We start from the raw sequence: 26,993 nt of genomic DNA on the forward strand, positions 1-26,993 counted from the left end.
TCATGACCAACCCGTACGACAATGGTACGACCCCGCAGCCAGATGGAAATCTGGGTTCCCCATACTCCTCGAATCCAATGGCTGAACCACAAACCTACGGGGTAACCCCGAACTATGTGGCACCGGGCGGCTACGAGCAGTACTCGCAGCCCGAAACAAAAAACGGTGTGGCTCCCTGGGCGCTCGGGATATCGATAGTGGGGTTGCTGCTCACGCTAACACTCCTGGGCATCTTGGTTTCCTGGGTATTCGTACTCGTGGGCTTGGTGCTGTCTGTCATCGCATTGGCTAAGTCCAAGAAAGCATCGCCTATGTACTCCCGGAAGGGGATGTCCATTGCCGCGCTGATTATCTCAATCTTGTCGACTTTGTTCATTGCCGGTGCTATCGGCTTCACATTGTGGGCAGGAAACCAAGTAGATATGCCAGCTCTCATGGAGTGCTCCACGCTGCCGCAGGACCAGCAGGAGGAGTGCATGAACGGGGTACTAGAAAAAGAGTTAGGGCAGTAACTCACCTTTGGCTAGCCGCTCTGGATAGCAGAACCGGCCACAACATCAGTATTACTGATTGGTTGTGGCCGGTTCTGGGCGTTTTAGGTGTACCTAGTCTAGGTAGTCGCGCAGCACCTGGGAACGAGATGGGTGGCGTAGCTTCGACATCGTCTTAGACTCGATCTGGCGAATACGCTCGCGCGTCACGCCATAAACTTGGCCGATCTCATCCAAGGTACGTGGCATGCCGTCAGTGAGGCCGAAGCGCAACTTGACCACGCCGGCCTCGCGCTCCGAGAGCGTCTGCAGCACATCTTGGAGCTGGTCCTGCAACAGGGTGAAGGAGACGGCATCGACAGCCACGACAGCTTCGGAGTCCTCGATGAAGTCACCCAGCTGGGAATCGCCCTCATCGCCGATGGTCTGGTCCAGGGAAATAGGTTCACGAGCGTACTGCTGGATCTCCAGTACCTTCTCCTCGGTGATGTCCATTTCCTTAGCCAGCTCTTGTGGGGTCGGCTCGCGGCCGAGATCCTGCAGCAACTCGCGTTGGATACGCCCGAGCTTGTTAATGACTTCCACCATGTGCACCGGAATACGAATGGTGCGGGCTTGGTCAGCCATCGCGCGGGTGATTGCCTGTCGGATCCACCAGGTGGCATAAGTAGAGAACTTGTAGCCCTTGGTGTAGTCGAACTTCTCCACGGCGCGGATCAAACCGAGGTTGCCTTCTTGGATCAGATCCAAGAAAGCCATACCGCGACCGGTGTAGCGCTTAGCCAGCGAGACAACAAGACGCAAGTTGGCTTCGAGCAAGTGATTCTTAGCCTTCCGGCCGTCGCGAGCGATGGCCCGAAGGTCACGCTTGACAGCGGGAGTGAGCTTGGCGTCCTTATCTCCGGCAGCAAAAGCTTCCTCAAGCTGCTCCATCTTGTAAGTGGCGTAGAGGCCAGCTTCGATGCGCTTGGCTAGGGATACTTCCTGTTCCGCATTCAGCAGCGCGACCTTACCGATTTGCTTCAGGTAAGCGCGCACCGAGTCGGCGGAGGCGGTGAGCTCGGCATCTTTGCGGGCCTGTCGCAGCGCGGCGGATTCGTCCTCATCCCAGACAGAGGAACCATCTTCCTCTTCATCGTCACTGTCGACGGCGGTCTCTTCTTCCTCGTCATCTACGAGGTCAGCGAGTACTTCTTCGGGTTCGGCAACAAAATCATCGTTGTCTTCGTCCGTGGCTAGCTGGTCGCCGGCAAGCTGATCTTCCTCAGTAGCATCGGCGGGAGCCGCTGGCTGCGTTGGAGTGGCAGTCTTTCTCGTCGCCTTCTTCGCAGTCTTCTTAGCTGCCTTTTTAGCCGTCTTCTTGGCCGTTTTCTTAGTGGCCTTCTTGGCGGTCTTTTTGGCAGCCGTCTTGATTGGGGTGTCTGCAACGGTGTCCGTGGAAGCATCGACGCTCGCCGCGGTAGCCGTTTCGGTGGCCGATGTCGGCTCCGTTACGGCTTTGGCCACACGTGGGCTGGCCTTGCGGGCAGTCTTCTTAGCGACCTTCTTTCGTGCGGTCTTCTTAACGGTCTTCTTCTCAGCGGTACCTTCAGGTTGCGCCAAATCAGGAGATTCAGTGGCTGACACGTACGCCCTTTCGCCTTGATGATTCGTCCAGTGCTGGGTCCGTGCGAGCAATTAATCCACTCGCGGCTTAAGTGCACCCAGCGTTGTGCAGAAATCAAGCGCATCGAATGTCATCTAGTGATTGTGGTCATTTTGTCGCAATAAGCTGCGAAAACAACTAAGGACTAAACGATGCATACCTGAAGTCAACGGTCAACACGCCAGTATAGAGCAAGTTCCGGCATAGGTGTGCTTTGACCCCGCCATAGCGCCTATGGAGCTAGGTGCTTCTCGACGGCCATAGCCGCGCCCACGATGCCCGCCTGGTTGCGTAGCTGCGCTGGAATGACTGGCGTTTCGACGCTGAGCCGTGGCACCCACTTTTCGTGCTTACGGGAAATTCCCCCACCAACAATGAATGCTGCGGGCTGGAAGAGCTTCTCATATTCGTGCAGCACTTTATCTACCCGCTTGGCCCACTTGGAATAGCTGAGCTCCTCGCGCTCCTTGGCTGCGGAGGAGGCGTATTTTTCCGCTTCTTTGCCGTCGACGATCATGTGCCCAAGCTCCGTATTGGGAAATAGCTCGCCGTCCAAGAGGAATGCGGATCCGATGCCAGTGCCGAAGGTCAGCAGAATTGCGGCCCCAGTGGCAGCTTCCGGGGCTCCGAATGTTGCCTCCGCTAGTCCCGCCGCGTCGGCGTCGTTAAGCACAGAAATCTCTCGGGCAGCCAGGTAGCGGCCGAAGAGCTCGTGGACGTCCGTGTTCACCCAGCTCGGGTCGATATTTGCGGCGGTTAGGGCGTGTTGCTTCTTGATCACGGAGGGCAGTGCGATTCCGACTGGTCCGTCCCATCCCGCTTGGCTCACGATCTGCGCAACGGTGTCAGCTACCGCCTCCGGGGTTGCAGGCTGAGGGGTGAGGATCTTTATCCGTTCTCCCGCCAACACGCCGGTTTCCAGGTTGACAACCCCGCCCTTGATCCCGGAGCCGCCCACGTCTACGCCAAATCCAAGCTGTGTCATGGGGATTATTGTAGGCAAATTTTCAGGCTCCGGCGCGGGGGAAGAAAACAAGACACAATGGGGGCATGACTGACTTTCTGGAATTGCAGCGCGTTGCTGAGCAGGTAGCGCAGCAGGCGGCTGCCGCGATCGCCACCAAACGTGCCGAGTTGGGCAATGTTGCCGAATACACCCAGACCAAATCATCCGCAGTTGACCCAGTCACCATCGTGGATACTTTCGCTGAAGAGCTGATCGTGGCGAAACTGGCAGAGCTCCGACCCGGTGACGGCATCGTTGGCGAGGAGGGGAGCGAAAATGCCTCCATTACCGGAGTCACCTGGATCATTGATCCGATCGACGGCACCGTGAACTTCCTCTATGGCATCCCGCAGTTCGCAGTATCGCTCGGCGCAGCGCAGGACGGAAAAGTTGTGGCGGGTGCTGTGATCAATGTCAGCACAGGTGAGCTTTACAGTGCGGCACGTGGACACGGGGCAAGACTAAGCGCTGGTGGTGAGATCCGCTCGCTGCGCTGTACTGAGGTGCAGCAGGTGTCTCAGAGCCTGCTAGCTACCGGATTTGGGTATTCCGCTGCTCGACGGGAACGCCAGGTAGCGCTCGTCGCGAAGCTGCTGCCACAAGTCCGCGATATCCGCCGCATGGGCAGTGCCGCCTTGGATTTGTGCGCCGTCGCCAGCGGGCAAGTTGATGCGCACCTGGAGCATGGTCTCAATGCGTGGGATTATGCCGCAGGCAGTTTGTTAGCAGAGGAAGCGGGGGCGGTAGTTCACATCCCCCCACTGTCGAGTGTTGGCGAGAGTGGGGAACTGACGTTTGTGGCAGCGCCCGGAATCTTCGACGAGCTCTGGCAATGCCTAGAAGACGCAGGTGGAGCCCAGTCGATCGGCAGTTGAGGTACGCCGGTGGGGTTGCGAAACCCACGGTCTAAAGTAGTAGGAGATGTCTAACAGGGCGCTTGCGGCGTGGCGAAAGATGACAATTGCGCAAAACTGTTTTAATATCCGCGTCGATATACCGAACGACAGTTTCCCTGGGTTGACTGTGACCTACTGACTTTAAGAGGACCTTAACTGGCATGGCTACCGATTACGACGCACCCCGTCGCCGCATCGACGACGAACTGGAGACCGATTCCCTCGAAGGATTGAAGGCCGCCGAGAACACTGTCAATGACATGGATGACGATGGTGACACCGTCGAACCCTTCGACCTTCCAGCGTTGGACCTGTCCGGCGAAGAGCTCAACGTGACAGTGGTGCCACGCCGCGAGGACGAATTCACCTGCGGCAGCTGCTTCTTGGTACAGCGACGCAACCGCATCTCCCATGAAGAGCCGGATGGCACCCTGATCTGCCAAGACTGCGCATAATTGCTTTAAAAACAAGCGGTGGGCGACTCGAAAGTTATCCGAGTCGCCCACCGCTTGCGTGCCTGTATGTGCGCTACTGCTGGAAGGCAGTCAGTACTGCCTCAGGGTTCTTTGTGGTGATCAGCCAATAGGGGGTGGAGTCCTCCGGATCATCCAACACCAGCATGACCATTTCCGGTATCCAGCTCTTGGAAACCACGAATGCGGATGGGTCAAGCTGACGGCCCATCGCATTGCGCTTGGCGGTCGCCGGCACAGCCAGGAAACGGGAAACTACGGTAGCCGGCAGGTTGGCACCCTTGATGCTTAACCATCGCAGACCGTCTGGGTCTTCCTCGACTTTCAGCCTGGTGCTTGATAGTTGCCACAGCGCCCAGCAGCCCAAGGCCACGAAAATCAGGAAGGGCACCCAAAACCATACGTCAGAGCGGTTGCGGGCAATGGTTGCAGCGGTGAGCGCAGCTATACCAACTGCGGCGAGCCACCAGTACCACGGGACCCACTGCTGTTCCTGATACAGCACTTCGCTGCTGGATGAGTTTGAGTTGGCAGTTGTGTTCACGGATAACCACTCTACTAGAGCGCCCTGCTTAGCCAACTAGTCCACGAGCAGTGGCTACTGTAGGAGTCGTGACTGAAGCTACGTACCCACAATCCATCCAGATCAAGCGCCTCGATCCCGGCGTACCCCTTCCTAAGCGCGCCCATCGTGGCGACGCCGGTGCCGATTTGCATGCAGCGAGTGGAGCAACCATCGCGCCGGGGGAACGAGTCCTCATCGGAACCGGCATTGCCATAGCTTTGCCACTCGGCACGGTCGGGTTGATTCATCCACGTTCTGGCCTCGCCGCTAAGCAGGGCCTTTCGATCGTCAACACGCCAGGCACCGTTGATGCCGACTATCGTGGAGAAATCAAGGTGTGCTTGATCAATCTTGACCCAACTACTCCGGTCGTTATCGAACGTGGCGATCGGATTGCGCAGTTAGTTGTCCAGCGCGTCGAGCTCGTTGATTTTGAAGAAGTGGACGAACTAGATGACACCGTCCGTGGCGCAGGCGGATATGGTTCGACCGGCGTTTAGGAAGGGAAGAAACGACCATGTGGCCATTTTCTAAGAAGGACGCCGCTGCGGAGGACCCGGAGGTTCAATCAGAACCGTCAGCAGCGGACGTCGACAAGCCCGCAACTGCTCAGGAACCCGTGCCGGAATACGGGCCTTTCGACGGCGATAGCGTGGACATCCAGTCCTATGATTTCAGCGACTTTTCCCATGGCACCTTGGATCTCGGATCCATCAAGATCCCGATGCCGGATCCTTCCGAAGTACAGGTGGAGATGGGACCCGAGGGGCCGCGGATGATGCACATTGTGACTCGTCCAGGCCGCATCACACCAGTGGCCTTCGCCTCGACCGCATCAGGCGGTCTCTGGGAGGAGTCGATTCCTGAGATCGTCGCTGGGATGAGCCGAGATGGACTTCAGACGAGCCTGGAGGACGGCCCCTGGGGCCAAGAGATTGTCGGGTTGAGCGAACACGCCACCATCCGGATGATCGGGGTGGAAGGCCCCCGGTGGACACTGCGCATTACGCTGGCGGCACCGAATGAGTCAGCGGCGGACCTTGCCGAACTTGGCCGGGAAGTAATCGCCCGCACCTTTGTTTACCGTGGTGAGCAGCCGATGCTTGCCGGTACAGTGCTGCCAGTGGTGATGCCAGCGGCCTTGGTTGCGCAAGTGCAACAGGCGATGCAGGAGCGCGCAGCAGCAGAAGCCGCGCAAGCTACAGCCGGGCAACAGCCCAGCGAGACTGCCCCTGCCGAGCCGGAGACGGAGCCAATAGCACCGCCACGTCATGATGAGCATCTCAAGGATGCGCACTTAGATTCCGGAAGCGCTCTTGAACAAATGCGTGCCGAAGCCGCAAGAAAGCCGGAGGCCGAATGAGCGCCGAAACAGTAGTTACTCCCGCGGAGAAGGCAGAGCCAACGCTGCTCGAGCAAATGGGTGGCTTAGGTGGTCTGGTGTCTTCGACCTTGCCCATTCTGGTGTTGGTGCCGGTGAACAACCGCTTTGGCTTGCTTCCGGCGTTGGGTGCGGCGTTGGCGGTTGCCGCAGCGATTTTCGTGTGGCGCATAGTGCGCAAAGAGAATCTGCAACCTGCGATTTCGGGTTTGTTTGGCGTGGCGATCGGCGCGGCTATTGCCTGGTTCACCGGCGATGCAAAGGGATACTTCCTGTACGGCATTTGGGTGTCCCTCGCCTTCGGGATCATCTTCCTGCTTTCGATAGCCCTGCGCTGGCCGGCCGTCGGTGTGATCTGGAAGGGCATCAACGGCGAGGACATGTCCTGGCGCAAAGTGCGACCGGCGCTTTTCTTATATGACCTCGCCACGGTAGCGTGGTCCCTAGTGTTCTTTGCGCGGTTTTTTGTGCAGAACAATCTTTATAACCAAGACGCGACTAACACCTTGGCCGTCGTCAAACTCATCATGGGATGGCCACTTACCGGTCTAGTCACACTGATCACGGTGTGGGCAGTACGGCGAGCTAACAAAGCGGTTGAAGCCGCTCATCCCTCTTCCACAGAAAAGTAGTAACACGCACCATGCCTGCTCTTGCCTCCGGCGCACAGCTCACCGTCCACATCGATTCCGCCGCGCATGGTGGGGAGGGCGTCGCGCGCGCCGAGGGCATGGTCATCTTCGTCCGTGGCGGCGTCCCGGGTGACACCGCACTAGTCGAGCTTCTCGACGTCAAGAAGCGCTTCGCTCGCGGCCGCATCCTCGAAGTCATGCAAGCTGCACCAGGCCGCGTCTCGCACCGTTGTCCAGCGGCAGCAGCCGGTGCCGGTTGTTGTGACTACAGCGAAGTCTCGCCACAGCTGGAATTGGAGCTAAAGGCGGGCGTGCTGCGGGATCAACTCGAGCGAATCGGTGGGTTTGCGCAGTACCCAGAAATTGAATCGATAGACCTGAGTCCAACTCAGGGCTGGCGCACTCGTTTTCGTCTTGGCGTGGACGAGCGAGGCAGGGCAGGTTTCCGGGCTAGCGCTTCGAATGACGTGGTCGTCGGCAAGCTTTGCGCGCAGGCTGCCCCCGGTGTACTCGATGATCTCCTCGCGCCAGCAGCACGGTTTAGCCCGCGTTCTGAACTGATTGTCGCCGTCGATTCTGCAGGCAACCGGACAGTGGTGGAGGCGCCGAAAGCAGCCCGTGGGCGTAGCGTTGGCAACGTGTCCAAGCACGTCGACGGGGAACATGTGCTGCAACAGCAGGTGGATGATGTGACATTTAACCTGTCCCCATTGAGCTTCTGGCAAGCCCATGTGGCGGCGCCGCAGGCATACGCTGATATTGCCGCAGCGTGGCTAGCCGAGTTTGAGTTTGAAGCTAAACAACCCGTGGTCTGGGATCTTTATGGCGGTGTCGGACTGTTCGTGCCTGCCGTGTTGCGGGCTATCCCGAACGCGAAGGTGATCTCCGTAGAGATTTCCGCCCAGGCTGCCAAAATCGGACGCCAGGCGCTGCCAGGGAGAAAGGTCGATTTTGTTACCGGTGACGTGGCGAAGCAGATCTATCACTTGACGGACCCGCAGGTTGTGATCCTCGATCCGCCACGTAAGGGTGCCGGCCCCGACGTTATTTCCGCGATCGCAGCGCGTCAGCCGGAAGCAGTTTTACACATTGGTTGCGATCCTGCGACCTTTGCGCGCGATCTGGCGGTGTGGGCGCAGGCGGGGTACACGTTGGAAAAGCTCACACAGTTTAATGCTTTCCCAGGAACGCACCATAGCGAGACGTTTAGTTTGCTCGTTAAGGCCTAGCCTATGGCTGATCCCTGGGTTATGCGCGTATCATTGCGGGAAATACTTTGCTGCCGTGACTTAGTAGGAAGCCGCAGCACGGCTCGGTCGCACTTGTAGTGCGGAGCTTGCCGAAGCCAAAGAAGTCGTTTAGGTAGAAGGTGTCTTGATGAAAGAAATGAGTATTCTCGCAGGGATTTCATCGCCTGCAGATCTTAAGGCGCTTGATCCAGATGATCTTCCCGTCCTGGCGGGTGAAATCCGGGACTTCCTCGTGGAGAAGGTCTCCGCTACTGGAGGTCATTTGGGCCCCAACCTGGGTGTGGTGGAGCTGACGATTGCGCTGCACCGGATCTTCGACTCACCACGCGACCCGTTCGTGTTCGACACCTCGCATCAAAGCTACGTGCACAAGATCCTCACGGGCCGTTGGGATCAATTTGATACCCTGCGTCAGCGCGGCGGGCTGTCCGGTTACACCAGCCGCTCCGAAAGTGAGCATGACTGGACTGAGTCCAGCCACGCTTCGGCTTCGCTATCTATCGCCGATGGCATTTCTAAGGCGGCCGCTCATAAGCGCGTCGAACAGAACAAGACCATTGCCGTCGTTGGCGATGGCGCCCTCACGGGTGGCATGTGCTGGGAAGCGCTGAACAACATCGCCGCGGACAAGAAGAGCAACGTGGTGATTGTGGTCAATGACAATGGCCGCAGCTACTCGCCAACCATCGGCGGCTTCGCAGAGAATCTTGCAGAGCTTCGAATGCAGCCCTTCTATGACCGCGTCATGGAGCAGGGCAAATCCACGCTGAACTCCATGGGATGGGTGGGGCGCAAAACTTTCGACGTCATGCATGCCTTCAAGGAAGGCGTGAAGAACACCGTGATTACCACGGAGATGTTCCCCGAGCTGGGCATGAAATATGTTGGCCCGGTTGATGGGCATAATCTGAAGGCTCTGGAGCACGCTTTCGAGTATGCGAAGGAATACGAAGGCCCGTTGATCGTCCATGTGGTGACGGAAAAGGGGCGCGGCTATGCTCCGGCGGAGGCGAATACCGCAGACCTGATGCACTCCACCGGCGTCATCGACCCGAAGACTGGTGACCCTATCTCTAAGTCCGGGCCGTCATGGACGGGTGTGTTTTCCCGGACACTGATCGAGGCAGCTGAAGAGCGCGAGGACATCGTGGCTATCACCGCCGCCATGGCGGGCCCGACGGGCCTTGCGGCGTTCGGGGAGAAGTTCCCAGATCGTTTCTATGACGTGGGTATAGCGGAGCAGCACGCCGTCGCTTCGGCAGCCGGCCTAGCGCTCGGCGGGATGCACCCGGTGGTGGCCATCTACGCCACCTTCATGAACCGCGCCTTCGACCAGGTGCTCATGGACGTGGCGCTGACGAAATTGCCGGTGACCTTCGTATTAGATCGCTCTGGCATTACTGGTTCCGACGGCGCCAGCCATAACGGCGTGTGGGACTTGTCTCTGCTCAGCATCGTTCCTGGCATTCGTATCGCAGCTCCGCGCGACGGTGCGCAGCTGAAGGAGCTATTCCAGGAAGCCCTGGGCATCAGCACCGGCCCGACTGTGGTGCGTTTCCCTAAAGGCAACCTGCCTGAGGACGTAGTGGCTGTGGAACAGCTCGCCGATGGTGTGGACGTGCTGCGCTACGCCGAAGTCGATGCCGCAGACGATACGCCGAGTGTGTTGATCATCGCCACCGGCAGCACCGCTCTTGATGCGCTCACCGCATGCGAAGCCATTTCCGAACTTGGCTGCAATGTCACCGTCGTGGATCCGCGCTGGGTGGTCCCGGTGGCGCCGTCGCTGGTTGCGCTTGCCGACGACCATGACATAGTCATCACCATCGAAGACGGCGTAATGCACGGCGGTATCGGCACCCTGATCAGCGAGGCTCTCAGCTCCGCTAGCATCGACACCCCAGTGCGTCACATCGCGGTACCGGAGAAGTTCCTAGAGCACGCTTCGCGTGGCCAATTGTTGGAAGAGCTGGGCATGGATGCTCCGGGCATTGTGGCAGCTGCAACCGAATGGATTGAAGAGCTGACGGCAACGTCAGAGGACGCTTAGACAAGCGCCTCGGCAAGCAGCGAGCTGCAGAGTTCGCGTTGCCAAGGCCGAGCGCCGATCTGAGCTAAGTAAGCGTCCAGCTCGGCGCTCGTTTTGATGCGGCGAGTGATCACGCTGTGCCAGACAACTTCGCGGAGCATAGCCGGCTGCAATAGGTTTTCGACCGGGGTATTCGTCTCTGCTGCCAGCTCCGCCAGCAATTCCCGTGCGTGTGCGAGCGCTTCTTGAGCCTCTGGGAAAGAACTGCTCCACAGTGTGCGAGGTGCAGGGGTGATGTTGAAGTCTCGCTTGTGTGCTTTGGGCCAGGTGGCTTTGGGGCTCCGGCGGGCTTGACGCATCGTCTGTGCGAGCCGCGCCACGAACTCAGGGTTGGAGCCACGCCGTCCCAGTGCGGCCCGGATCGCGCTCGTGGAGGTCGGTAGCGAATAGGCGAGCTCTACCAAGGCTTTGTTGGCCAGGATGCGGTGTGGGGCGCGATCTTTTTCCCAGGCCACCGCCTGTCGACGCTCCCAGAGCGAACGCGCGATGAGCAGCTGTTCGGGCTTCTTCAACCGCCCGATGCCCTTGAGATCCGTCCACGTCGGGTGGGGAACCTTGGAGTTGGCGACAATATAAGCGCATTCCTGTTCCAGCCAGCCCAGCTTGCCCTCGGCATCGAGCAGCTCGGTGAGGGCGTCGGCAAGCTCCAGCAAGAGCTCCACATCCAAGGCCGCGTAGTTCAGCCAGGACTCAGGGAGTGGCCAGGTAGACCAGTCTTCATTACCGTGGCTCTTTTCGAGCTCAAAACCGAGGACTTCGGCTATGAGCGCGCCCAGGTTGACTTTCGGGAAACCCAGCAGCCTGCCGCTGAGCTCGGTGTCAAAGACTACTCCTGGGGTGAGCCCAAGCAGCTTCAAGGCGGGCAGGTCACTGCTAGCGGCGTGGAGCACCCATTCTCGGCCGTTGAGAACCGGAGCGAAGGCGGCGCTGAAGGCACTGCGGTCCGGTTCTGGGGCCACCAGAATGGTGCCGGCATCTTGGCGACGCAGTTGCACCAGGAACGCTCGGTCATCGAAGCGGAAGTCCGAGGCGCGCTCGGTATCTATCGCGATGGGGCCACGCCCCTGGGCCAGTTGTGCCGCAGCCGTTTGAAACTCAGTAGGGGAGTGAGCTACCGCTGGTAGTCCGTCCCTGGGCTGCAGGAGAGGAATGAGATCCACTAGCTTGGTGCGCCGAGATCGGCAACACCCTCCGGCGGCAGACCCGCAACGTTGGCGAGCACGTGGGCAAAAGCCTCCACGTGGGGCGCCAGGTCATGAGCCTTAGCGGTCCACGAGGCGCGCAGCTCAAGTTGGAAAGCGCGTGGGGGGCCGCCGATATCGCCGAAGCGGACAGAGGCCGTAGAAGTGACGGTGCCGCCGAGATTGCTGAAGGTAGCTACGGATTCCTCTAGGCCTTCCGTGAGCCACTCCCACGCTACGTCGGGCAGTAATGGGTCCCCGGCAACCGCATCATCCATGTCGGCCTGGATATAGGCCACCAAGCGCATGTCGCCGTCCCAAGAGTCTTCGGCGCTCGGATCATGGAGCAGGATGAGACGCCCGAATGCGTCGCCTTCACTTTCGGCAGCAACCATGTCAGTGTCGGCGTGAACTACCTCCAGGCCGATGGCGTGACTGAACGGTGCGAGGCGCTGTGGTGGCCGGATCGTCCCTAGGGAGATCTCGGGCCGAAGGTTCGCGCGGTGCATCGATTCAACTGCCGCCGAGAATGCCTCGGGAGTAGTTGCCGGTTGCTTGGACGAGGCCGAAGCTAGGGTTCGAATTTCGGTGTCACTCACAGGTTCTTAAGCTATCTATCCGGCCCCGGACAGTGGTGAAGGCGCGCCGATTGAGGCTTGCTTATCGACGCCCCGGTGCTGCGCGAGAAGCGTCCAACTAAAGGTTGATATAGTCGGGAGAAATACTCACAGGAGAAAGGACACCCTTTTCGATGGCTGAAAAGTTGGATTTCGAAAAGCTCAACAGCATGCAGCGCTATTCCCAGTTCGCAACATTCAAGGTGCTGACCGGGGCGTTGGGCAATGAGCGTGCGGACATCATCGCTGAAGCGCGCTCTTTCTTCGAGGGACTCGAAGCAGCCGGGGTAGTTACCGTCCGCGGCATCTATGACATCAGTGCCATTCGCGCCGAGGCTGACTTCATGATCTGGTTCATCGCCGAGGAAATCCAGGACATCCAGAAGGCGTACAACGATTTCCGTCGTACGACTGTTCTCGGCCAGGTATCCGAGGTGTTCTGGACCGGTACTTCACTGCACCGTCCAGCCGAGTTCAACCGCTCCCACCTGCCATCCTTCATCATGGGTGAAGCTCCTTGCGACTGGATCTGCGTCTACCCGTTCGTCCGTTCCTACGATTGGTACCTAATGGATGCCAAGGAGCGTCGTCGTATCCTGGCCGAGCACGGCCAATCCGCGCGTGAATTCCCAGACGTACGCGCCAACACCGTCCCGGCATTCGCGCTCGGCGATTATGAGTGGCTGCTGGCTTTCGAGGCACCGGAAATGCACCGCATCGTCGACCTCATGCACCAGATGCGCTACACCGAGGCGCGCTTGCATGTTCGCGAAGAGGTGCCGTTCTTCTCGGGGCGTCGTGTAGCGGATATCGCGGAGATCATCGAGGTAATGCCTTAAGCGGTTCCGCGATCATGATTTCACGATCATGATTTACAAAGTAATGAGCCCGCCAACGAATAGTTAGCGGGTTTTCTACTCTGCTAATCATGATCGTGAAATCATACTTGTGCCGAAACTTATTCCGCGGGCTCGAAATTCAAACAGATCGAATTGATGCAGTAGCGCAGATCCGTCGGGGTGGGATACCCCTCGCCCTCGAAGACATGGCCGAGGTGGGACTCGCAATTCGCGCAGAGAACTTCCACGCGTCGCATGCCGAGGGAGTCGTCGGTGCGTTCGATGATGCGGTCGCCAGCCAAAGGGCTGAAGAATGCGGGCCAACCGCAGTGCGCTTGAAACTTGGTATCGGAACGAAAGAGTTCGCAGCCGCAGGCTTTACAGCTGTAGATCCCGGCGGCGGTAGTGTTGGTGTATTCGCCTACATGGGGTGGCTCGGTTCCGGCCTCGCGTAGGACATGGTATTCCTCGGCGCTGAGGCGTTCGCGCCAGTCGACGTCGTTAAGCAGTTTGAAGTCGGTCATGTGCCTTCGCCTTCCTTACTGGGACTTCGGAAAGCACCCACATTACCGCGGTGACGGAGATGACCACCAGGATCAGGGCCCAGCCAACGGTAGGCAGCAGGAAGGTGAACCAGCGGCCAGTGTCGATCCACTCCACCGAGTTCCAGTTGTCGGCGGTCAAGAAGCCATAAGCGGCGATCCAGGCTATCGGGTTGCGCATCGGTGAGCGGGGAAGCAGGACGGTGAAGATGAGCGGGAAGAGGAGCATCGAGTAGTACATCTGGCCGAGTGAGGACAGGAAGAACACCCCGGCGAACAGCAGGCTGGAGGTGCATACGAGCCACAATAACGGCTGGCTGTTGCGATAACGTAGCAGCGCCAAGAGGCCAATGATGACGATGAATGCGAAGACCAAGAACCAGAACTTCTCCTGCCAGTTCGGCATGCCAAAGTAGGTGGCAATGCCCGGCAGGGAAGAATTGGCGAAGTCGCGAACCTCACCGAGGTAAGGCATCGTGCGCGTGACGTAGTCGCCGGCCTGGGGGACGAGCTGCCACGCCAAAACGTTAAAGAACACCGGGATAGCGAGGGCTGAAACAATTGTCTGCCAATTAGCTTTCACAAAAGGCAGAAAGAGTAGCGGCGCAAAGATCGGCTTGATGAGGATTGCAACGCCCAGCACCACTCCCGCGGCCCAACGTCGATCCCGGTAGAGCAAGGAAAGATAGCCAACCAGCGCAAGGAGCAACAAGCCGTTGATATTGGAAAACACCAGCGTATTGCGCACCGCCTCCGTAAGGAAGGCCCCCACGATGGCTCCCGGGAAAATCAGGCTACGCAAGCTGTAGCCGAAAAGCCGGGTCAACAGCCCGAGGGCACAGATTATAGCGAGGGCGTTGAGCACGATGAAGATCGTGCGGGCCACCGTGAAATCTGTTTGCAAGCCCAGCGGAGAAAGGAACAACGTGGCGCCAGGGGAGTACAGGTAGTGCGGATCCACGAAATGGTAGGTCTCGTTATAGACGGGCACGCCTTCGTGGAAACGCCTGAGGGCGTAGTAGACGGTGGAAAAGTCATCCGTGACGCTCCCGTTGACGGCGAGGACAAAGACGCGGTGGAATACTAGAAAGACTGCGATCGGCCACAGTGCATAGTTGCCCCACAGGTCAACAGGGGTACGGCGAGGCTTGGCGGGTCGCTCTTGGGGGGCTGTGGGGTCGCCAGAAACCCAGAGTCGGTCAAGCTTTCTCGATAATGCTGCGGTCACTTGATAACCGTATCAACCGGACTTCGCTGTTGAGTGCGCAACACACTTTATCGGCAGCGGTATCGCAGGAATACGCAACCATCCGGATCGCTCATGCATGATTCGAGTTGGAGGCGTTGGGGGTGAGTATCGCCGTCGACAGTCAGCAGCGGCGTGTGGGTAGTCAGCGCCAGCGTCGGGTCGATACTCAGATGCAGCAGGTCCACTTCCCGTCCTGCTAGTGCCGCTGCGTAGATACTCGGCCCGCCCTCGACCACGATCCTTGCGAAACCCAGCCGGTGCAGCGCCTGAATGTAGTCTTCCTCCGGCACTTGCACCACGGTCGCGGTGGGGTGCGTTGCTGCGTGTGGACTCAGTAGCAGAGGTGGAGTGCCAGAACCCGCAAGCAGTTGGGGCGGGACATCCAGGCTGCGGGTGATAACCGCGATGGGTGGTACGGGCTTTTGTCCCCGCTGCTGTCGACGGGTGCGCTGCTCCGGAGTGCTCACCACACCCCCGTAGTTTTCGGCACGTGCGGTCTGCGCGCCGACGAGCACCACGTCTGCCCACTGCCGCAGTTCCTGCAATAGCTGTGCGTCCAACGGGCTGCCCATGCTTTGCGACGTCCCGGACACGCTTGCCTGGCCGTCTGCGGTTATCACTGCGATCGCCCGTACTTCGGGTTCACCGACGGGGAGGGTAGGGCCAATGAGTGAAGTGATCATAAGAACCAAGAATAACGAAACAGGCCGATCCACCTTAGTGAACCGGCCTGCTATAACCTGAGCGGATGACGAGACTCGAACTCGCGACCCTCACCTTGGCAAGGTGATGCGCTACCAACTGCGCTACATCCGCATTGAACTCCGAAGAATTCTGTGCGCGATACTGGGATTGAACCAGTGACCTCTTCCGTGTCAGGGAAGCGCTCTCCCGCTGAGCTAAACGCGCCTAAATTGCGAGGTGGAAACGGGAATCGAACCCGTGTGCACGGTTTTGCAGACCGTTGCCTCACCACTCGGCCATTCCACCGTGGCAGGAAATTCCCGCCTTTAGGTATTAGTAGAAAAATACCAGAGCGGATGACGAGACTCGAACTCGCGACCCTCACCTTGGCAAGGTGATGCGCTACCAACTGCGCTACATCCGCATACACCTAACAAAGAAACGTTGTTTGGTGCGAACACAAACATTAGCGCTACTTCGCTATCCAGCACAAATCGCCTGTACAGCGGGTAAAAATCTAAGTTACGGCGATGTAACTCAAGCGCAATGTCAGGTAATTCGCTGCTCTAGGGGGCGATTATTAGATCTCTGCGCTGTGGTGCTACATTGTCTTCTTAGTTGTTTAACACCGCTGATGAGCGACGCTAAACAAGGTCCCATGGCTCAGTGGAAGAGCGTTCCGTTCACACCGGAAAGGTCGCTGGTTCGATCCCAGCTGGGACCACAAATTCGAACATCCCCACACCCGTCCTGGTGTGGGGATTCTTTGTTTTCTACCCCCTAGGAGGGTGCAGTCAGCAGATCTTGCTGCTTAATGGCAAGGGGCATCCTCGGCTGGCTGCGGCTGTTCGCCTATTGGTGGGGCTTCAGGAGTCGGCGTGCTTGTCGACGGCGATTCGCTCGTTGGGGAAGCTGTCTCCGGTGCCTGTGCGTTTGTGATCGAGCTGCAGCCTGACAAAAGGGCTGCTGCGGACAAAATAAGTAGAGTTCTTTTCAAAGTTTTGGCTTTCTGAAGATCTGGAATTTCAACAAGGTTACAAGCCGGTCTTGATTTCGCTTCTTCGCCCGGAAGCCCGAAGCGGAGGGGTTTCTAGTGGCTGTGGAAATGTTTGTCGATAAATGTTCGTTGAGTTTAGCAAGTCTGGGAGCCGTAACTGCGAAGACGATCAGTGTCCACCCAACGCACTGATCAACACTCGAGGTCAGGCGTAGCGAGTCCAGTTGCTGCGGTTGGACGCTGAGCGGCATCGCCGACCTCTAACCGGGTGCCAGTTGATAGAACTGTGTTTACTCAGGCCGGATTAGAAAGTTTAGATAGCAAGCGCCCGTAGCTAAGGCCAATGTTCATGCTTCTTCCCCAGGGGAGCTGGCGCACCTGCGATAACGGTCTTAGTGTAGGTCGGTTCTCCTTGCGGGTGAGGGGCTGTAGGCGTCGATAAGCGGTGCGGTGGGGTGTATGGTCTGGCGGGGGATTGGGGGTAAGGTAAAAATGCCTGGGAACTTAATGCAGCACCCTTCCGACTAGTACCCAGACCGTTTGCCGAGCCCTATCAAATAACTAGGGCGAAGTATCGACCAATGGAGGGGGAAGGAACGCAGTGAAACAAGCATTCAAAGCCGCGCTTGCATCCGGTATCGTCCTGCTCGCTCCAATCGTCGGAGGCGGTCTACCTCATGCATCAGCCCATGACGTGGTGATGCGATCAACCCCCGGTGATGGTGCCACGGTTGCGGAGTTTCCAAAGACTCTCGAATTAGAGTTTTCGGGTATCCCTAAGGAATCTTTCAACACCATCGCATTAAGCAACCAAGATACTGGTGAGGTTCTTCTCTCCACTGCGCCGGAGTTGGAGAACCAGTTGGTCCGGGTTCAGATTCCTGCGGATGTTCCGGCAAAGCCTGGCAACTACAAAATTGGCTTCCAGATCACTTCGTCGGATGGTCACGCAACTCGCGGAATGACCACCTTCAAGGTGGCGGGCGATGCGTCATCGAACGCTCAGTCCACCGCAGTCATCGATGATCAAACTCAGCGGGAAGCTGCTGGATCGAACAATTCTTACATCTACTTGGCTGTAGGCACCATTGCCTTCATCGCGCTTGCAGTAGGTGTGATTCTCGCCCTTTCTCACAGAAAGAAAAAACTATGAACGTGAACATTAAGAAGATCAGTGCCCTCGCCGTCGCAGGCCTGACCGTGCTGTCCTTGGGTGCTTGCACCAACACCCAGAAGGATTCGGAAACCAAGGTTGACACCGCAACATCCGCTGCAAAGCCAGCAGAGGGCGCAAAGTCTGAAACCAAGGCTCCTTCCGAGAGCAAGGCTGCTGCAGCTGAGGGCGTCACCTTCGAGAACACCTTCGTCAAGGCAAAGCCTGCTGAGAAGGAAATGACCGGTATCTTTGGCACCCTGAAGAACAACACCAAGGAAGACATCAAGCTGACGTCCTTCAGCACCAACACCAACGCTGGCAAGCATGAAATCCATGAGGTTGTCAACGGTGTCATGCAGATGAAGGAAGATGGCATCACCATTCCGGCCGGCGGCGAATACGTCCTCAAGCCAGGTGGCGACCACCTGATGATCATGGATGTCACCGATCCAATCGAGGCCGGTTCCTCTCTCGAAGTCACCCTGAACTTCTCCAACGGCAAGTCTGAGAAGATCAACTCTGAGGTTCGTACCATCTCTTCCGGTGGCGAAAACTACGCTCCAGACGGTGGCGTTCAGGGCAACAGCGGCATGACTTCCGCACCGATGGCACACTAAGAAATATGTCGAAATCTCGCATTACTCGCCGCGACTTCCTCACCGCATCGGCCACCACAGTGGCTGGTGGGGTAGTCGCGTCGTGTGCTGCGCCTGACGTAAACCTCGCCAATGGTGATCAACAACCGATCAAGCTCGCTGCAATGGTCGAACCCTTTGCGGGAGATCACCAAGCAGGCGTAACGACGCCAGGTCAAGCACACCTCAACCTGGTGGCATTCACCCTGCGTCCCGAGGTGGATCGCAAGCGCGTCATCCAGCTGATGAAACTGTGGACCGAGGATGCTCGTCGGCTCACTTCCGGGGAAACCCCGCTTGGTGACCTCGAACCCGAACTCACCATGGCTCCGTCCAAGCTCACAATAACCTGTGGCTTTGGCGCTCGACTCTTCGAAATCATCGGGGAAGACGTTCCCGATTTTGTTAAGCCCATTAAGGCTTTCAAGCGGGACAAGCTGAATCCCCAGTGGGGCGAAGCAGACGTCGTTTTGCAGTTCTGCAGCGACGATCCGATGGCGCTCGCGCACGCGACTCGCCATATGATCCGCGCCGGAATCGACTATGTAGCAACCCGATGGATGCAGCAAGGCTTCCTACACGCTTACGGGGCCAAGACGACGAGCGACACTCCGCGTAACCTCTTCGGCCAGGTGGATGGCACGATCAATCCCCACACTGAGGAGAAGCAACGCGAGCAGGTTTGGATTGACAATGGTCCCGAGTGGGCCATCAATGGCTCCGTCATGGTGGTGCGCCGCATCAGCATGAACCTGGATACCTGGGAAATCCTGGACCGACCTTCTCGTGAGGTCTCCATGGGACGTCGTCTTGATAACGGCGCACCACTGACCGGTAATGAAGAATTTGATACCCCGGACTTTGATAAGACTGACGAGTTCGGATTGCCGGTCATTGACAGGCAAAGTCATATTGCGCGGGCGACTGCACCCAAGGATCATCCGGAGCAGCGTTTGTTGCGACGTGCCTATAACTATGACATCCCGGTCGAACCCGGCAGCGAGCAAACTTCGAACTCAGGACTAGTTTTCGTGTGTTTCCAGAAGGATCCACGGAAGCAATTTGAGCCGATTCAGGAACGACTCGATGAGCAGGACCGGCTGAATCAGTGGATCGAGCACATCGGTTCCGCGGTATTCTTCATCCCGCCAGGAGTCACCGAAACTAGTTATTGGGGTGCCGGACTGCTGGAGAAGTAGTCGAGCGAGTAGAATTCCTTAATAGCAGCTTTGAATGGCACGTTCGAGGTGCGCCGACCTAGTCTAGGTTGGTGCACCTCGTGACGATAGTAGGCCCGATAAGTGCAGGGAAAACTCGATTGGATAACGGCCAGGTATGCCGTTTATCCTCAAGCGCATAAGGAGCGCCCACATAGTGACCACCATGACTTCATTCCAGGTTCCCGCAGGTATCGCGGTCGGAGCCGCAATGCGCGAACTGGATTTGCCGAACAAGGGCCCTGAGGCAATTGTCGCAGCCCAGGACACTAACGGTGAGATCAAGGATCTTTCCTTCGTTCCCGCTACGGACACTCAGTTCACCGCCATCCCAGCGAACACTGATGCCGGCCGTGGCGTGATCCGTCACTCTACCGCGCACGTGCTCGCGCAGGCGGTACAGCAGCTTTTCCCCGGCACCAAGCTGGGCATCGGACCCGCCATCGACAATGGCTTCTACTACGACTTCGATGTCGCAGAGCCCTTCACGCCGGAAGATCTGAAAAACATCGAAAAGGCGATGAAGAAGATCATCAAGTCCGGCCAGAAGTTTGAACGTAAGGCCTACGCCTCCATCGAAGAAGCCCAGGCTGAATACGCCGCGGAGCCGTTCAAAATGGAGCTTATCGACGACAAGGGCAATGTCGACCCAGATTCTGATGAAGCCATGGAAGTAGGCTCCGGGGAATTGACGGCATATTCCAACGTCAACCCACGTACCGGAGAAGTAGAGTGGTACGACCTCTGCCGCGGCCCACACGTGCCAACGACCAAATACATTCCGGCCTTCGCTCTCACGCGTTCTTCGGCTGCATATTGGCGCGGCGACCAGTCTAAAGCTGGATTGCAGCGCATCTACGGCACCGCCTGGGAATCCAAGGAAGCGCTGGAGGAGTACCAGACCATGCTGGCGGAGGCAGAAAAGCGCGATCACCGTCGCCTCGGCTCCGAGCTGGATCTGTTTAGCTTCCCGGATGAGATTGGCTCCGGATTCCCGGTATTTCACCCTAAGGGCGGCATCATCCGCCTGGAGATGGAAGAGCATTCCCGCCGCCGACACATTGAGTCCGGCTATTCTTTCGTCAACACGCCACACATCACCAAGGGTGACCTGTTCCAAAAGTCGGGTCACTTGGACTTCTACGCCGACGGGATGTTCCCGCCCATGCAGCTGGACGGCGAGTATGACGAAGAGGGCAACTGCACTAAGCAGCCCCAGGACTACTACGCCAAGCCAATGAACTGCCCGATGCACAACCTCATTTTCGCCTCTCGCGGTCGTTCCTACCGCGAGCTGCCGCTGCGCCTGTTTGAGTTTGGCACGGTCTACCGCTACGAAAAGTCCGGCGTTATTCACGGACTGACGCGCGCCCGCGGATTCACCCAAGATGATGCCCATATCTACTGCACCGAAGATCAGCTGGAGCAGGAACTAACCAGTGTCCTCGACTTCATCATCTCCCTGCTGAAGGACTATGGCCTTGATGATTTCTACCTAGAGCTGTCCACCAAGGACCCGAATAAGTTCGTCGGCTCCGACGAGATTTGGGAAAAGTCCACGGACATCCTGCAGCGGGTGGCTACCAACTCCGGACTTGAGCTCGTGCCGGATCCTGCGGGTGCCGCATTCTATGGCCCGAAGATCTCTGTGCAGGCACGCGATGCCATCGGCCGTACCTGGCAGATGTCTACGGTGCAGCTGGACTTCAACTTGCCGGAGCGCTTCAACCTTGAATTCACAGCATCGGATGGCAGCAAACAGCGCCCGATCATGATTCACCGGGCATTGTTCGGCTCCATCGAACGCTTCTTTGGCGTGCTGCTGGAGCACTATGCTGGTGCGTTCCCGGCGTGGCTGGCACCGTTGCAGGTGGTCGGCATTCCGGTGGCCGGCGACTTCTCGGAGCACCTTGAGGACGTCGCAAAGCAGCTGCGTGCCAAAGGACTGCGTGCCGACGTCGATACCTCCGATGATCGCATGCAGAAGAAGATCCGCAACCATACCCAGGGACGAGTCCCATTCATGCTGCTAGCCGGTGCACGGGACGTGGAGGCGGATGCTGTGAGCTTCCGATTCCTCGACGGCACGCAGATTAACGGTGTCCCGGTGGCTGAAGCCGTCGAGTTGATCTCGAACTGGGTGCGCGATCGTGTGAACGAGCAACCTAACGAGGAAAATCTCGGTGCCCGTCGATAATTCAGGTATAGAGCCCACGTTCGTCGATACGGGCGTGGGTATCACGGACCGCCTGTCGCGATTGTGGGCGCCTTATCGGATGAATTACATCACCAATAAGCCCCGTGGGGTGCAGTCCACGGATCCCTTCTTGGATATCCCGAAGCTTCCCGACGCGGAAGGTCTCATCGTGGCCCGGGGCGAGCAGGTATATTGCCTGCTTAACCTATTTCCCTACAATTCTGGGCATTGCATGGTGGTGCCATATCGCAAGGTCGCAAACCTAGAGGACTTAAGCCCCGCGGAGTCTGCGGAGCTCATGAGTTTTAGCCAGGCATTGATTAAGGTGATGAAGGCGGTGTCCAATCCGGATGCCTTTAACGTGGGATTCAACCTGGGTAAAGCATCTGGAGGCTCGATCGGTGATCACCTGCATTTGCATGTGGTGCCACGGTGGTCCGGAGATGCTAACTTCATGACTGTCTTGGGTGAAACTAAGGTGCTGCCACAACTACTGAGTGATACCCGTCGAATACTGGCTAGCGAATGGGCTTCTCGTAGCGATGTTCCCGGTGTGGCAGCCCCGGATTCTCCCGAGCAGAATTAACGCAGATTGAAGGTAACCCGTGCTTAGCGTCCATGGTCGAAAACCAGCTGCAGTCATCATTGAGCCCGTCGCACGTGCGCTACTCAAGGCTGGGCTCAGCCCCAACGTAGTGACGGTGGGAAGCACGCTGATCGCCTGTGCAATCGTCCTCGTATTGGTGCCAACTGGGCATCTATTCTTGGCCGCGCTGCTCTCGGGTCTCGTCACCGCCTTCGACATGGTCGATGGGACGATGGCGAGGCTGCGCGGCGGCGGCACCACCTTCGGCGCAACCTTGGATGCCAGCTGCGATCGCATCACCGACGGCGTGTTGTTCAGCGTGATTCTATGGTGGCTCATCTATCAGAATCAGGCCCCGCAGCATGTGGTTATCGCAGCCTTCATCGTGCTGGTGTCCTCGCAGGTGATTTCTTATGTGAAGGCTCGCGCTGAGGCAGGCGGGATCAAGATTGTTGGCGGGCTCATTGAGCGGCCGGAACGGCTGATTCTCGGGCTGCTTGGCCTTGGGATGGCCGGGCTCGGCCTGCCATGGGCGTTAGTTGTTGCACTGTGGCTATTGGCAGTCGGATCACTGATCACTATTGTCCAACGTCTAATTATGGCCGCCCGTGATCCCATCGCAACCGAGTTTGTGGCGCCGCCAGCTGGTTCTAAGGAAGCGGCTTCATGACGCTGCTCGGAGCGCTTCGATCCAAAGACCCCGCTGCAGTTGGGTACATTGCCGCCTGGAAGTTTTTAGGACTACTCCCGAGCTCGGTTGTGCGCCAAGCCTTTGAGTTCAGCGCATCGCGGTTGGCGCGGCGGGAATCGGTTGTCGCGCAGTTGCGGCTGAACCTAGCACGCGTCGTGGGAGAAACCGCCGTCACGGAGCAGCTCGTGGCAGCAGCTATGCGTTCATATGCGCGCTACTGGGCGGAGGCCTTTCAATTACCGCGGCTTTCCCGACGTGCCGGACTCTCGCAGCAGCTAGAACGTGGCGTCACCGGTGCCCAGCACCTGGATGCTTCGCTCAGCGCGGGCCGGGGCGCTGTCATCGCACTGACACACTCAGGCAACTGGGATATGGCCGGCGTGTGGCTCGTCCATCATGTCGGCGGGTTCACCACTGTGGCCGAGCGACTCAAACCAGAGGTGCTTTTTGACGCTTTTGTGGAGTACCGCACCGCCCTTGGCTTCGAGGTAATTGGACACGAGGGCGATGGCGCACCTTTCGATCGTCTCAAAGCGGCTCTAGAACGAGGTGGCATTGTGTGTTTGTTGGGGGAGCGCGACCTTAAGCAGGCGGGCGTTCCTGTCCAGTTTTTCGGGGAGGAAACTACTTTCCCGGCAGGTCCCGCAGAGTTGGCACGACAGACCGGTGCAGCGCTGCATGTCGCGGATATCTACTTCACACCCGATGGCTGGGGACTCGGCATCTCCGCAGCGCTAGAGGTCAGCGACCTTGTTTCCACCACCCAAGACATTGCCACGCACTTTGAGCGTAATATCAAAGCCCATCCGGCGGATTGGCATATGCTGCAGCCGTTGTGGCTCAAAGATAGGCGTCGGAAATAGGAGGGAAGAGGCATGCGCATCGGACTCGTCTGTCCTTATTCCTTCGATGAACCCGGGGGAGTTCAGGCTCACATCCTTGACCTAGCCCATTACTTTATCGAGCAGGGCCACCAGGTATCTGTCATCGGACCTGCCGCGAATGACACCGAGCTCCCAGATTTTGTGGTGCGGGGAGGTCCCTCGGTAGCCGTGCCTTACAACGGCTCAGTCGCCCGACTTTCCTTAGGACCACGCGTTAGCAGACAACTCAAGAGCTTCATCAGCAACGGCAATTTTGATGTCCTCCACATCCACGAACCTAACGCGCCGAGCTATTCTTTGCAGGCGTTGAGCCTAGCTCAGGGGCCCATTGTTGCTACCTATCACGCCTCCGCTGCCGAATCTCTGTTGCTGAGGCTGGCGGCTGCTGGCTTACGCCCGTTGCTGGAGAAGATTCGCGGCGGTATCGCGGTGTCAGAAATGGCGCGGCGCTGGCAGGTCGAGCAATTGGGGGGAGACCCCGTGCTCATACCGAACGGGGTGCATGTAGGGAACTTTGCGGCAGATAGCACACCGGTCAACAGCCCCCTCGAGGTGGTTTTCCTGGGCCGGATTGATGAGCCTCGCAAAGGCCTCGACGTGCTGTTAGCCGCACTACCACTGCTCAGCCAGCCCCTGCATCTCACTGTGATTGGAGCGGGCGCTAGCCGAGATATTCCGAACGTGGACTTTGTGGGGAAGGTCAGCGAAGCAAAGAAGATCGAACTGTTGCGGCGGGCGGATGTCTATGTGGCCCCGAATACCGGCGGGGAGAGCTTCGGGATCGTCCTCGTAGAGGCTATGGCCGCTGGGGCAGTTGTCGTGGCCTCTGATCTTGAAGCTTTCCAAGATGTGCTGCAAGCGAAATCCGCTGAACCCTGCGGGGAGATTTTTCGCAACGGGGATGCAAGTGATTTAGCGTGCGTTTTGGATCGAGTGTTGGCGGAGGAGGGGCGTCGACAAACGCTGCGGGCGCGGGGCAGCATCCGGGCGCAGCGCTACGACTGGTCTCGGGTGGGCGCGGACATCCTGCGCGTCTATGAAACTGTTGCCGATGGTACCCCCGTCCGGTTGCGAGGTGCATCATGATGTGGCTACTCGCCATCCTTGTCACCGTCGTACTGACCTTCGCACTGGCGTGGATGTACTTCACGGCTCAACGGCTTAATCGCCTCCACATTCGTGTCGATGCCGCGCTGCATTCCTTGCATTCGGCCCTCGATCGACGCGCTGCCCTCATTGAAGCGCTTGACCCACAGGCCGCACCCTTGGCGCGAAACGCACAGCTCATTGGGCTCGAACCGCCGCTTTTCGACGACCGTGCCGCCGCCGAACGCGCCCTCATGGAAGCTACCACCAGCACGCACCCATCGATCGCGGACGCGGCCACGCGTGTGCAGCTTGCGCACCGCTTTTACAATGAAGCCGTCACTGATACCCGGGCTGTGAGAACTCGACCGCTGGTGCAAGCACTCCGGCTTGGCGGCACGGCTCGGCTTCCCGTGTACTTCGAATTGAAGTCTTAAGCTAGGGGATACTTCCCCTTGGCATTTAGATGCGTTTAACATGGGGTAAGTCGAAGATTTTGACTTGCAAATACAGGAGGCGGCACCGTCGTGACAAATAAGGAACCAGCACAGGGCACTGCTCGCGTGAAGCGCGGCTTAGCGGAAATGCTGAAGGGCGGTGTGATCATGGATGTGGTCACCCCTGAGCAGGCGAAGATCGCCGAAGACGCCGGCGCAACGGCTGTCATGGCCCTTGAGCGGGTACCAGCCGATATTCGTGCCCAAGGCGGCATCTCCCGCATGTCTGACCCGGACATGATCGAAGGCATTATCAGTGCAGTATCCATCCCTGTGATGGCAAAGGCGCGCATCGGCCACTTCGTGGAAGCGCAGGTGCTGGAGTCTTTGGGTGTGGACTTCATCGACGAGTCCGAGGTGCTCTCGCCAGCCGATTACAGCAACCACATCGACAAGTTCGATTTCACCGTGCCTTTCGTGTGTGGTGCCACCAACCTGGGTGAGGCACTGCGTCGTATCAACGAGGGCGCTGCGATGATTCGCTCGAAGGGCGAAGCAGGCACCGGTGACGTGTCCAATGCCGTCACTCACATGCGCACCATCCGCGCCGAGCTCAACCGCTTGAAGTCTATGGCCGAGGATGAGCTCTACGTGGCAGCCAAGGAGCTGCAGGCACCTTATGAACTCGTGCGCGAAGTCGCTGCGTCTGGAAAGCTCCCAGTCGTATTGTTCACCGCTGGTGGCATTGCCACCCCTGCCGATGCTGCAATGATGATGCAGCTCGGCGCCGAGGGAGTCTTCGTCGGCTCCGGCATCTTCAAGTCTGGCAACCCGGAGGCCCGCGCTAAGGCCATTGTTCAGGCAACCCAGAATTTTGACGACCCAGACACCATTGCTCGGGTTTCCCGCGGCCTGGGTGAAGCCATGGTCGGCATCAATGTCGACGATGAACCAGTACCTCACCGCCTGTCTGAGCGTGGCTGGTAGTTAGCAGCGCTAGCAAAGAGTCCGCCGTGCGGGCGGAGCTGAAACGCTCTCGTCCGTACGGCGGACTTTGTCCTTGCGGAACACTAGTTTCGCAGTGCTTCTAGCGGTGAGCCGAGTGCCAGCAAAATCGTGAAAAGGATGGCGATCAGGAGCAGGATTAGCACCGCAGCTAGCAGCGGGCGTCGCACAATCATCGCGAGGATCTTTTCAAAGAACCCCTGTGGCTTTTCATTCGTGTCTCGGAAGCGCCAAGGGGCGTCGATAAGCCCGGCCTTCTTCACGGAGTGCTCGAAAGGCACAGTGCAAAACGGAATCAGGGTACTGAGCAAGCCGGTGATGCCGCGGCGCGCGGGCCAGCGGTTATTGATCCAGAGCAGGATTGTCACTGCGCCAAAGCAGAGGAATGTGAAGCCGTGAATCGGCCCGGCGATGCGCACCCCTAACGCAGTGAGACCACTGTATTTGAGGGCCATGCCTCCTAAGAGCAGTGCCCAGGTGAGCATTTCGGCCGTTGCCAAGGATGCATAGAGCTTTTGAGGGGACATAGCGTTAGAGAGTACTGGAGCCGTAGTGTATTGGT

The 26,993-nt window shown here is 58.2% G+C and carries 28 protein-coding genes and 5 tRNA genes; 20 read left to right on the top strand and 13 right to left on the bottom strand.

Going from position 1 to position 26,993, the window contains the following annotated elements; genetic code table 11:
* Positions 1-2 precede the first annotated feature (2 nt).
* A complete protein-coding gene (locus tag WG915_RS00590) occupies positions 3-512 on the top strand; it encodes a hypothetical protein (RefSeq protein ID WP_339563422.1) in 510 nt (169 codons plus the stop codon).
* Positions 513-605: 93 nt separating this feature from the next.
* Here WG915_RS00590 and WG915_RS00595 read toward each other — a convergent pair whose 3' ends face one another.
* Positions 606-2,168 (bottom strand): RNA polymerase sigma factor, encoded by a 1,563-nt coding sequence (locus tag WG915_RS00595; protein WP_339563423.1) that lies wholly within the window; start codon positions 2,166-2,168, stop codon positions 606-608.
* Positions 2,169-2,368: 200 nt separating this feature from the next.
* Positions 2,369-3,121 (bottom strand): polyphosphate--glucose phosphotransferase, encoded by a 753-nt coding sequence (gene ppgK, locus WG915_RS00600; protein WP_339563424.1) that lies wholly within the window; start codon positions 3,119-3,121, stop codon positions 2,369-2,371.
* A gap of 65 nt (positions 3,122-3,186) precedes the next feature.
* On the opposite strand from ppgK, the gene WG915_RS00605 reads away from it, so the two are divergent.
* Positions 3,187-4,017 (top strand): inositol monophosphatase family protein, encoded by an 831-nt coding sequence (locus tag WG915_RS00605; RefSeq protein WP_339563425.1) that lies wholly within the window; start codon positions 3,187-3,189, stop codon positions 4,015-4,017.
* 182 nt (positions 4,018-4,199) lie between these two features.
* Positions 4,200-4,493 (top strand): DUF4193 domain-containing protein, encoded by a 294-nt coding sequence (locus tag WG915_RS00610; protein WP_339563426.1) that lies wholly within the window; start codon positions 4,200-4,202, stop codon positions 4,491-4,493.
* Between the two features lie 73 nt (positions 4,494-4,566).
* Here the strand turns inward: WG915_RS00610 and WG915_RS00615 are convergent, their stop codons facing one another.
* Entirely contained in the window at positions 4,567-5,055 is a 489-nt protein-coding gene (locus WG915_RS00615) for a DUF3093 domain-containing protein (protein ID WP_339563427.1), read from the bottom strand.
* Between the two features lie 68 nt (positions 5,056-5,123).
* Here WG915_RS00615 and dut point away from each other — a divergent pair, with 68 nt between their 5' ends.
* The 5 genes from dut to dxs all read left to right on the top strand — a co-directional run bounded on the left by dut (position 5,124) and on the right by dxs (position 10,389).
* Positions 5,124-5,576, top strand: coding sequence for a dUTP diphosphatase (gene dut / locus WG915_RS00620; protein ID WP_339563428.1), 453 nt, complete (start codon positions 5,124-5,126; stop codon positions 5,574-5,576).
* A gap of 17 nt (positions 5,577-5,593) precedes the next feature.
* Positions 5,594-6,439: a DUF3710 domain-containing protein gene (locus WG915_RS00625; protein WP_339563429.1), complete on the top strand. Its 846-nt coding sequence runs from the start codon at positions 5,594-5,596 to the stop codon at positions 6,437-6,439.
* On the top strand, positions 6,436-7,089 hold the full coding sequence (locus WG915_RS00630) for a DUF3159 domain-containing protein (protein ID WP_339563430.1): 654 nt from the start codon (positions 6,436-6,438) through the stop codon (positions 7,087-7,089). The genes WG915_RS00625 and WG915_RS00630 overlap by 4 nt, the downstream gene beginning before the upstream one ends.
* Positions 7,090-7,100: 11 nt before the next feature.
* A complete protein-coding gene (locus WG915_RS00635; RefSeq protein ID WP_339563431.1) occupies positions 7,101-8,318 on the top strand; it encodes a class I SAM-dependent RNA methyltransferase in 1,218 nt (405 codons plus the stop codon).
* Between the two features lie 157 nt (positions 8,319-8,475).
* Positions 8,476-10,389 (top strand): 1-deoxy-D-xylulose-5-phosphate synthase, encoded by a 1,914-nt coding sequence (gene dxs, locus WG915_RS00640; protein WP_445227749.1) that lies wholly within the window; start codon positions 8,476-8,478, stop codon positions 10,387-10,389.
* Here the strand turns inward: dxs and WG915_RS00645 are convergent.
* On the bottom strand, positions 10,386-11,588 hold the full coding sequence (locus tag WG915_RS00645; RefSeq protein ID WP_339563433.1) for an HRDC domain-containing protein: 1,203 nt from the start codon (positions 11,586-11,588) through the stop codon (positions 10,386-10,388). The genes dxs and WG915_RS00645 overlap by 4 nt on opposite strands.
* Entirely contained in the window at positions 11,588-12,208 is a 621-nt protein-coding gene (locus WG915_RS00650; protein ID WP_339563434.1) for a DUF3000 domain-containing protein, read from the bottom strand. The genes WG915_RS00645 and WG915_RS00650 overlap by 1 nt, the downstream gene beginning before the upstream one ends.
* A gap of 152 nt (positions 12,209-12,360) precedes the next feature.
* Here WG915_RS00650 and hemQ point away from each other — a divergent pair, with 152 nt between their 5' ends.
* A complete protein-coding gene (hemQ, locus tag WG915_RS00655) occupies positions 12,361-13,065 on the top strand; it encodes a hydrogen peroxide-dependent heme synthase (protein WP_339563435.1) in 705 nt (234 codons plus the stop codon).
* Between the two features lie 119 nt (positions 13,066-13,184).
* Here hemQ and msrB read toward each other — a convergent pair whose 3' ends face one another.
* The 7 genes from msrB to WG915_RS00690 all read right to left on the bottom strand — a co-directional run bounded on the left by msrB (position 13,185) and on the right by WG915_RS00690 (position 15,964).
* The gene (msrB, locus tag WG915_RS00660) at positions 13,185-13,589 is read right to left on the bottom strand and encodes a peptide-methionine (R)-S-oxide reductase MsrB (RefSeq protein WP_339563436.1); all 405 of its coding nucleotides are present in this window, start codon (positions 13,587-13,589) and stop codon (positions 13,185-13,187) included.
* A complete protein-coding gene (locus WG915_RS00665) occupies positions 13,567-14,835 on the bottom strand; it encodes a glycosyltransferase family 87 protein (RefSeq protein ID WP_339563437.1) in 1,269 nt (422 codons plus the stop codon). The genes msrB and WG915_RS00665 overlap by 23 nt, the downstream gene beginning before the upstream one ends.
* Positions 14,836-14,882: 47 nt before the next feature.
* Positions 14,883-15,539 carry a pyrimidine reductase family protein gene (locus tag WG915_RS00670; protein ID WP_339563438.1) on the bottom strand — a complete coding sequence of 219 codons (657 nt, stop codon included), beginning with the start codon at positions 15,537-15,539 and terminating at the stop codon, positions 14,883-14,885.
* Positions 15,540-15,599: 60 nt separating this feature from the next.
* Positions 15,600-15,672, bottom strand: a tRNA-Gly gene (locus WG915_RS00675).
* A 21-nt stretch (positions 15,673-15,693) separates the two neighbouring features.
* Positions 15,694-15,765, bottom strand: a tRNA-Val gene (locus tag WG915_RS00680).
* A gap of 10 nt (positions 15,766-15,775) precedes the next feature.
* Positions 15,776-15,846: transfer RNA gene (locus WG915_RS00685), tRNA-Cys, on the bottom strand.
* Positions 15,847-15,891: 45 nt separating this feature from the next.
* Positions 15,892-15,964: transfer RNA gene (locus tag WG915_RS00690), tRNA-Gly, on the bottom strand.
* 228 nt (positions 15,965-16,192) lie between these two features.
* Between WG915_RS00690 and WG915_RS00695 the strand changes: the two genes are divergently transcribed.
* From WG915_RS00695 to pdxS, 11 genes are all read left to right on the top strand, one after another.
* A tRNA-Val gene (locus WG915_RS00695) sits at positions 16,193-16,264 on the top strand.
* 874 nt (positions 16,265-17,138) lie between these two features.
* Complete coding sequence (locus WG915_RS00700; RefSeq protein ID WP_339563439.1) at positions 17,139-17,690, top strand: copper resistance CopC family protein; 552 nt, start codon at positions 17,139-17,141, stop codon at positions 17,688-17,690.
* Positions 17,687-18,310, top strand: a complete 624-nt coding sequence (locus tag WG915_RS00705; protein ID WP_339563440.1) for a copper chaperone PCu(A)C — start codon at positions 17,687-17,689, stop codon at positions 18,308-18,310. The genes WG915_RS00700 and WG915_RS00705 overlap by 4 nt, the downstream gene beginning before the upstream one ends.
* Before the next feature lie 5 nt (positions 18,311-18,315).
* Positions 18,316-19,527 carry a Dyp-type peroxidase gene (locus WG915_RS00710; RefSeq protein WP_339563441.1) on the top strand — a complete coding sequence of 404 codons (1,212 nt, stop codon included), beginning with the start codon at positions 18,316-18,318 and terminating at the stop codon, positions 19,525-19,527.
* A 184-nt stretch (positions 19,528-19,711) separates the two neighbouring features.
* Positions 19,712-21,742: a threonine--tRNA ligase gene (gene thrS, locus WG915_RS00715; RefSeq protein ID WP_339563658.1), complete on the top strand. Its 2,031-nt coding sequence runs from the start codon at positions 19,712-19,714 to the stop codon at positions 21,740-21,742.
* Positions 21,729-22,328: an HIT family protein gene (locus WG915_RS00720; RefSeq protein ID WP_339563442.1), complete on the top strand. Its 600-nt coding sequence runs from the start codon at positions 21,729-21,731 to the stop codon at positions 22,326-22,328. Before thrS ends, WG915_RS00720 begins: the two co-directional genes overlap by 14 nt.
* Positions 22,329-22,347: 19 nt before the next feature.
* On the top strand, positions 22,348-22,998 hold the full coding sequence (gene pgsA, locus WG915_RS00725; protein ID WP_339563443.1) for a phosphatidylinositol phosphate synthase: 651 nt from the start codon (positions 22,348-22,350) through the stop codon (positions 22,996-22,998).
* Positions 22,995-23,882: a phosphatidylinositol mannoside acyltransferase gene (locus WG915_RS00730; protein WP_339563444.1), complete on the top strand. Its 888-nt coding sequence runs from the start codon at positions 22,995-22,997 to the stop codon at positions 23,880-23,882. Before pgsA ends, WG915_RS00730 begins: the two co-directional genes overlap by 4 nt.
* Before the next feature lie 12 nt (positions 23,883-23,894).
* On the top strand, positions 23,895-24,989 hold the full coding sequence (locus WG915_RS00735; protein ID WP_339563445.1) for a glycosyltransferase family 4 protein: 1,095 nt from the start codon (positions 23,895-23,897) through the stop codon (positions 24,987-24,989).
* Positions 24,986-25,426: a hypothetical protein gene (locus WG915_RS00740; protein ID WP_339563446.1), complete on the top strand. Its 441-nt coding sequence runs from the start codon at positions 24,986-24,988 to the stop codon at positions 25,424-25,426. Before WG915_RS00735 ends, WG915_RS00740 begins: the two co-directional genes overlap by 4 nt.
* 90 nt (positions 25,427-25,516) lie before the next feature.
* A complete protein-coding gene (gene pdxS / locus WG915_RS00745) occupies positions 25,517-26,413 on the top strand; it encodes a pyridoxal 5'-phosphate synthase lyase subunit PdxS (RefSeq protein WP_339563447.1) in 897 nt (298 codons plus the stop codon).
* Between the two features lie 83 nt (positions 26,414-26,496).
* Here the strand turns inward: pdxS and WG915_RS00750 are convergent, their stop codons facing one another.
* Positions 26,497-26,958 carry a DUF3817 domain-containing protein gene (locus WG915_RS00750; RefSeq protein ID WP_339563448.1) on the bottom strand — a complete coding sequence of 154 codons (462 nt, stop codon included), beginning with the start codon at positions 26,956-26,958 and terminating at the stop codon, positions 26,497-26,499.
* Between the last annotated feature and the right edge of the window lie 35 nt (positions 26,959-26,993).

Origin of the sequence: Corynebacterium sp. H128, from assembly GCF_037482625.1 — a bacterium.
Lineage (GTDB): Bacteria > Actinomycetota > Actinomycetes > Mycobacteriales > Mycobacteriaceae > Corynebacterium.

Coding starts and splice junctions, on each gene's coding strand:
- WG915_RS00590 (WP_339563422.1), top strand. CDS start 3: ATGACCAACCCGTACGACAATGGTACGACCCCGCAGCCAGATGGAAAT.
- ppgK (WP_339563424.1), bottom strand. CDS start 3,121: ATGACACAGCTTGGATTTGGCGTAGACGTGGGCGGCTCCGGGATCAAG.
- WG915_RS00605 (WP_339563425.1), top strand. CDS start 3,187: ATGACTGACTTTCTGGAATTGCAGCGCGTTGCTGAGCAGGTAGCGCAG.
- WG915_RS00610 (WP_339563426.1), top strand. CDS start 4,200: ATGGCTACCGATTACGACGCACCCCGTCGCCGCATCGACGACGAACTG.
- WG915_RS00625 (WP_339563429.1), top strand. CDS start 5,594: ATGTGGCCATTTTCTAAGAAGGACGCCGCTGCGGAGGACCCGGAGGTT.
- WG915_RS00630 (WP_339563430.1), top strand. CDS start 6,436: ATGAGCGCCGAAACAGTAGTTACTCCCGCGGAGAAGGCAGAGCCAACG.
- WG915_RS00635 (WP_339563431.1), top strand. CDS start 7,101: ATGCCTGCTCTTGCCTCCGGCGCACAGCTCACCGTCCACATCGATTCC.
- dxs (WP_445227749.1), top strand. CDS start 8,476: ATGAGTATTCTCGCAGGGATTTCATCGCCTGCAGATCTTAAGGCGCTT.
- hemQ (WP_339563435.1), top strand. CDS start 12,361: ATGGCTGAAAAGTTGGATTTCGAAAAGCTCAACAGCATGCAGCGCTAT.
- msrB (WP_339563436.1), bottom strand. CDS start 13,589: ATGACCGACTTCAAACTGCTTAACGACGTCGACTGGCGCGAACGCCTC.
- WG915_RS00670 (WP_339563438.1), bottom strand. CDS start 15,539: ATGATCACTTCACTCATTGGCCCTACCCTCCCCGTCGGTGAACCCGAA.
- WG915_RS00705 (WP_339563440.1), top strand. CDS start 17,687: ATGAACGTGAACATTAAGAAGATCAGTGCCCTCGCCGTCGCAGGCCTG.
- WG915_RS00710 (WP_339563441.1), top strand. CDS start 18,316: ATGTCGAAATCTCGCATTACTCGCCGCGACTTCCTCACCGCATCGGCC.
- thrS (WP_339563658.1), top strand. CDS start 19,712: ATGACTTCATTCCAGGTTCCCGCAGGTATCGCGGTCGGAGCCGCAATG.
- WG915_RS00730 (WP_339563444.1), top strand. CDS start 22,995: ATGACGCTGCTCGGAGCGCTTCGATCCAAAGACCCCGCTGCAGTTGGG.
- WG915_RS00735 (WP_339563445.1), top strand. CDS start 23,895: ATGCGCATCGGACTCGTCTGTCCTTATTCCTTCGATGAACCCGGGGGA.
- WG915_RS00740 (WP_339563446.1), top strand. CDS start 24,986: ATGATGTGGCTACTCGCCATCCTTGTCACCGTCGTACTGACCTTCGCA.
- WG915_RS00750 (WP_339563448.1), bottom strand. CDS start 26,958: ATGTCCCCTCAAAAGCTCTATGCATCCTTGGCAACGGCCGAAATGCTC.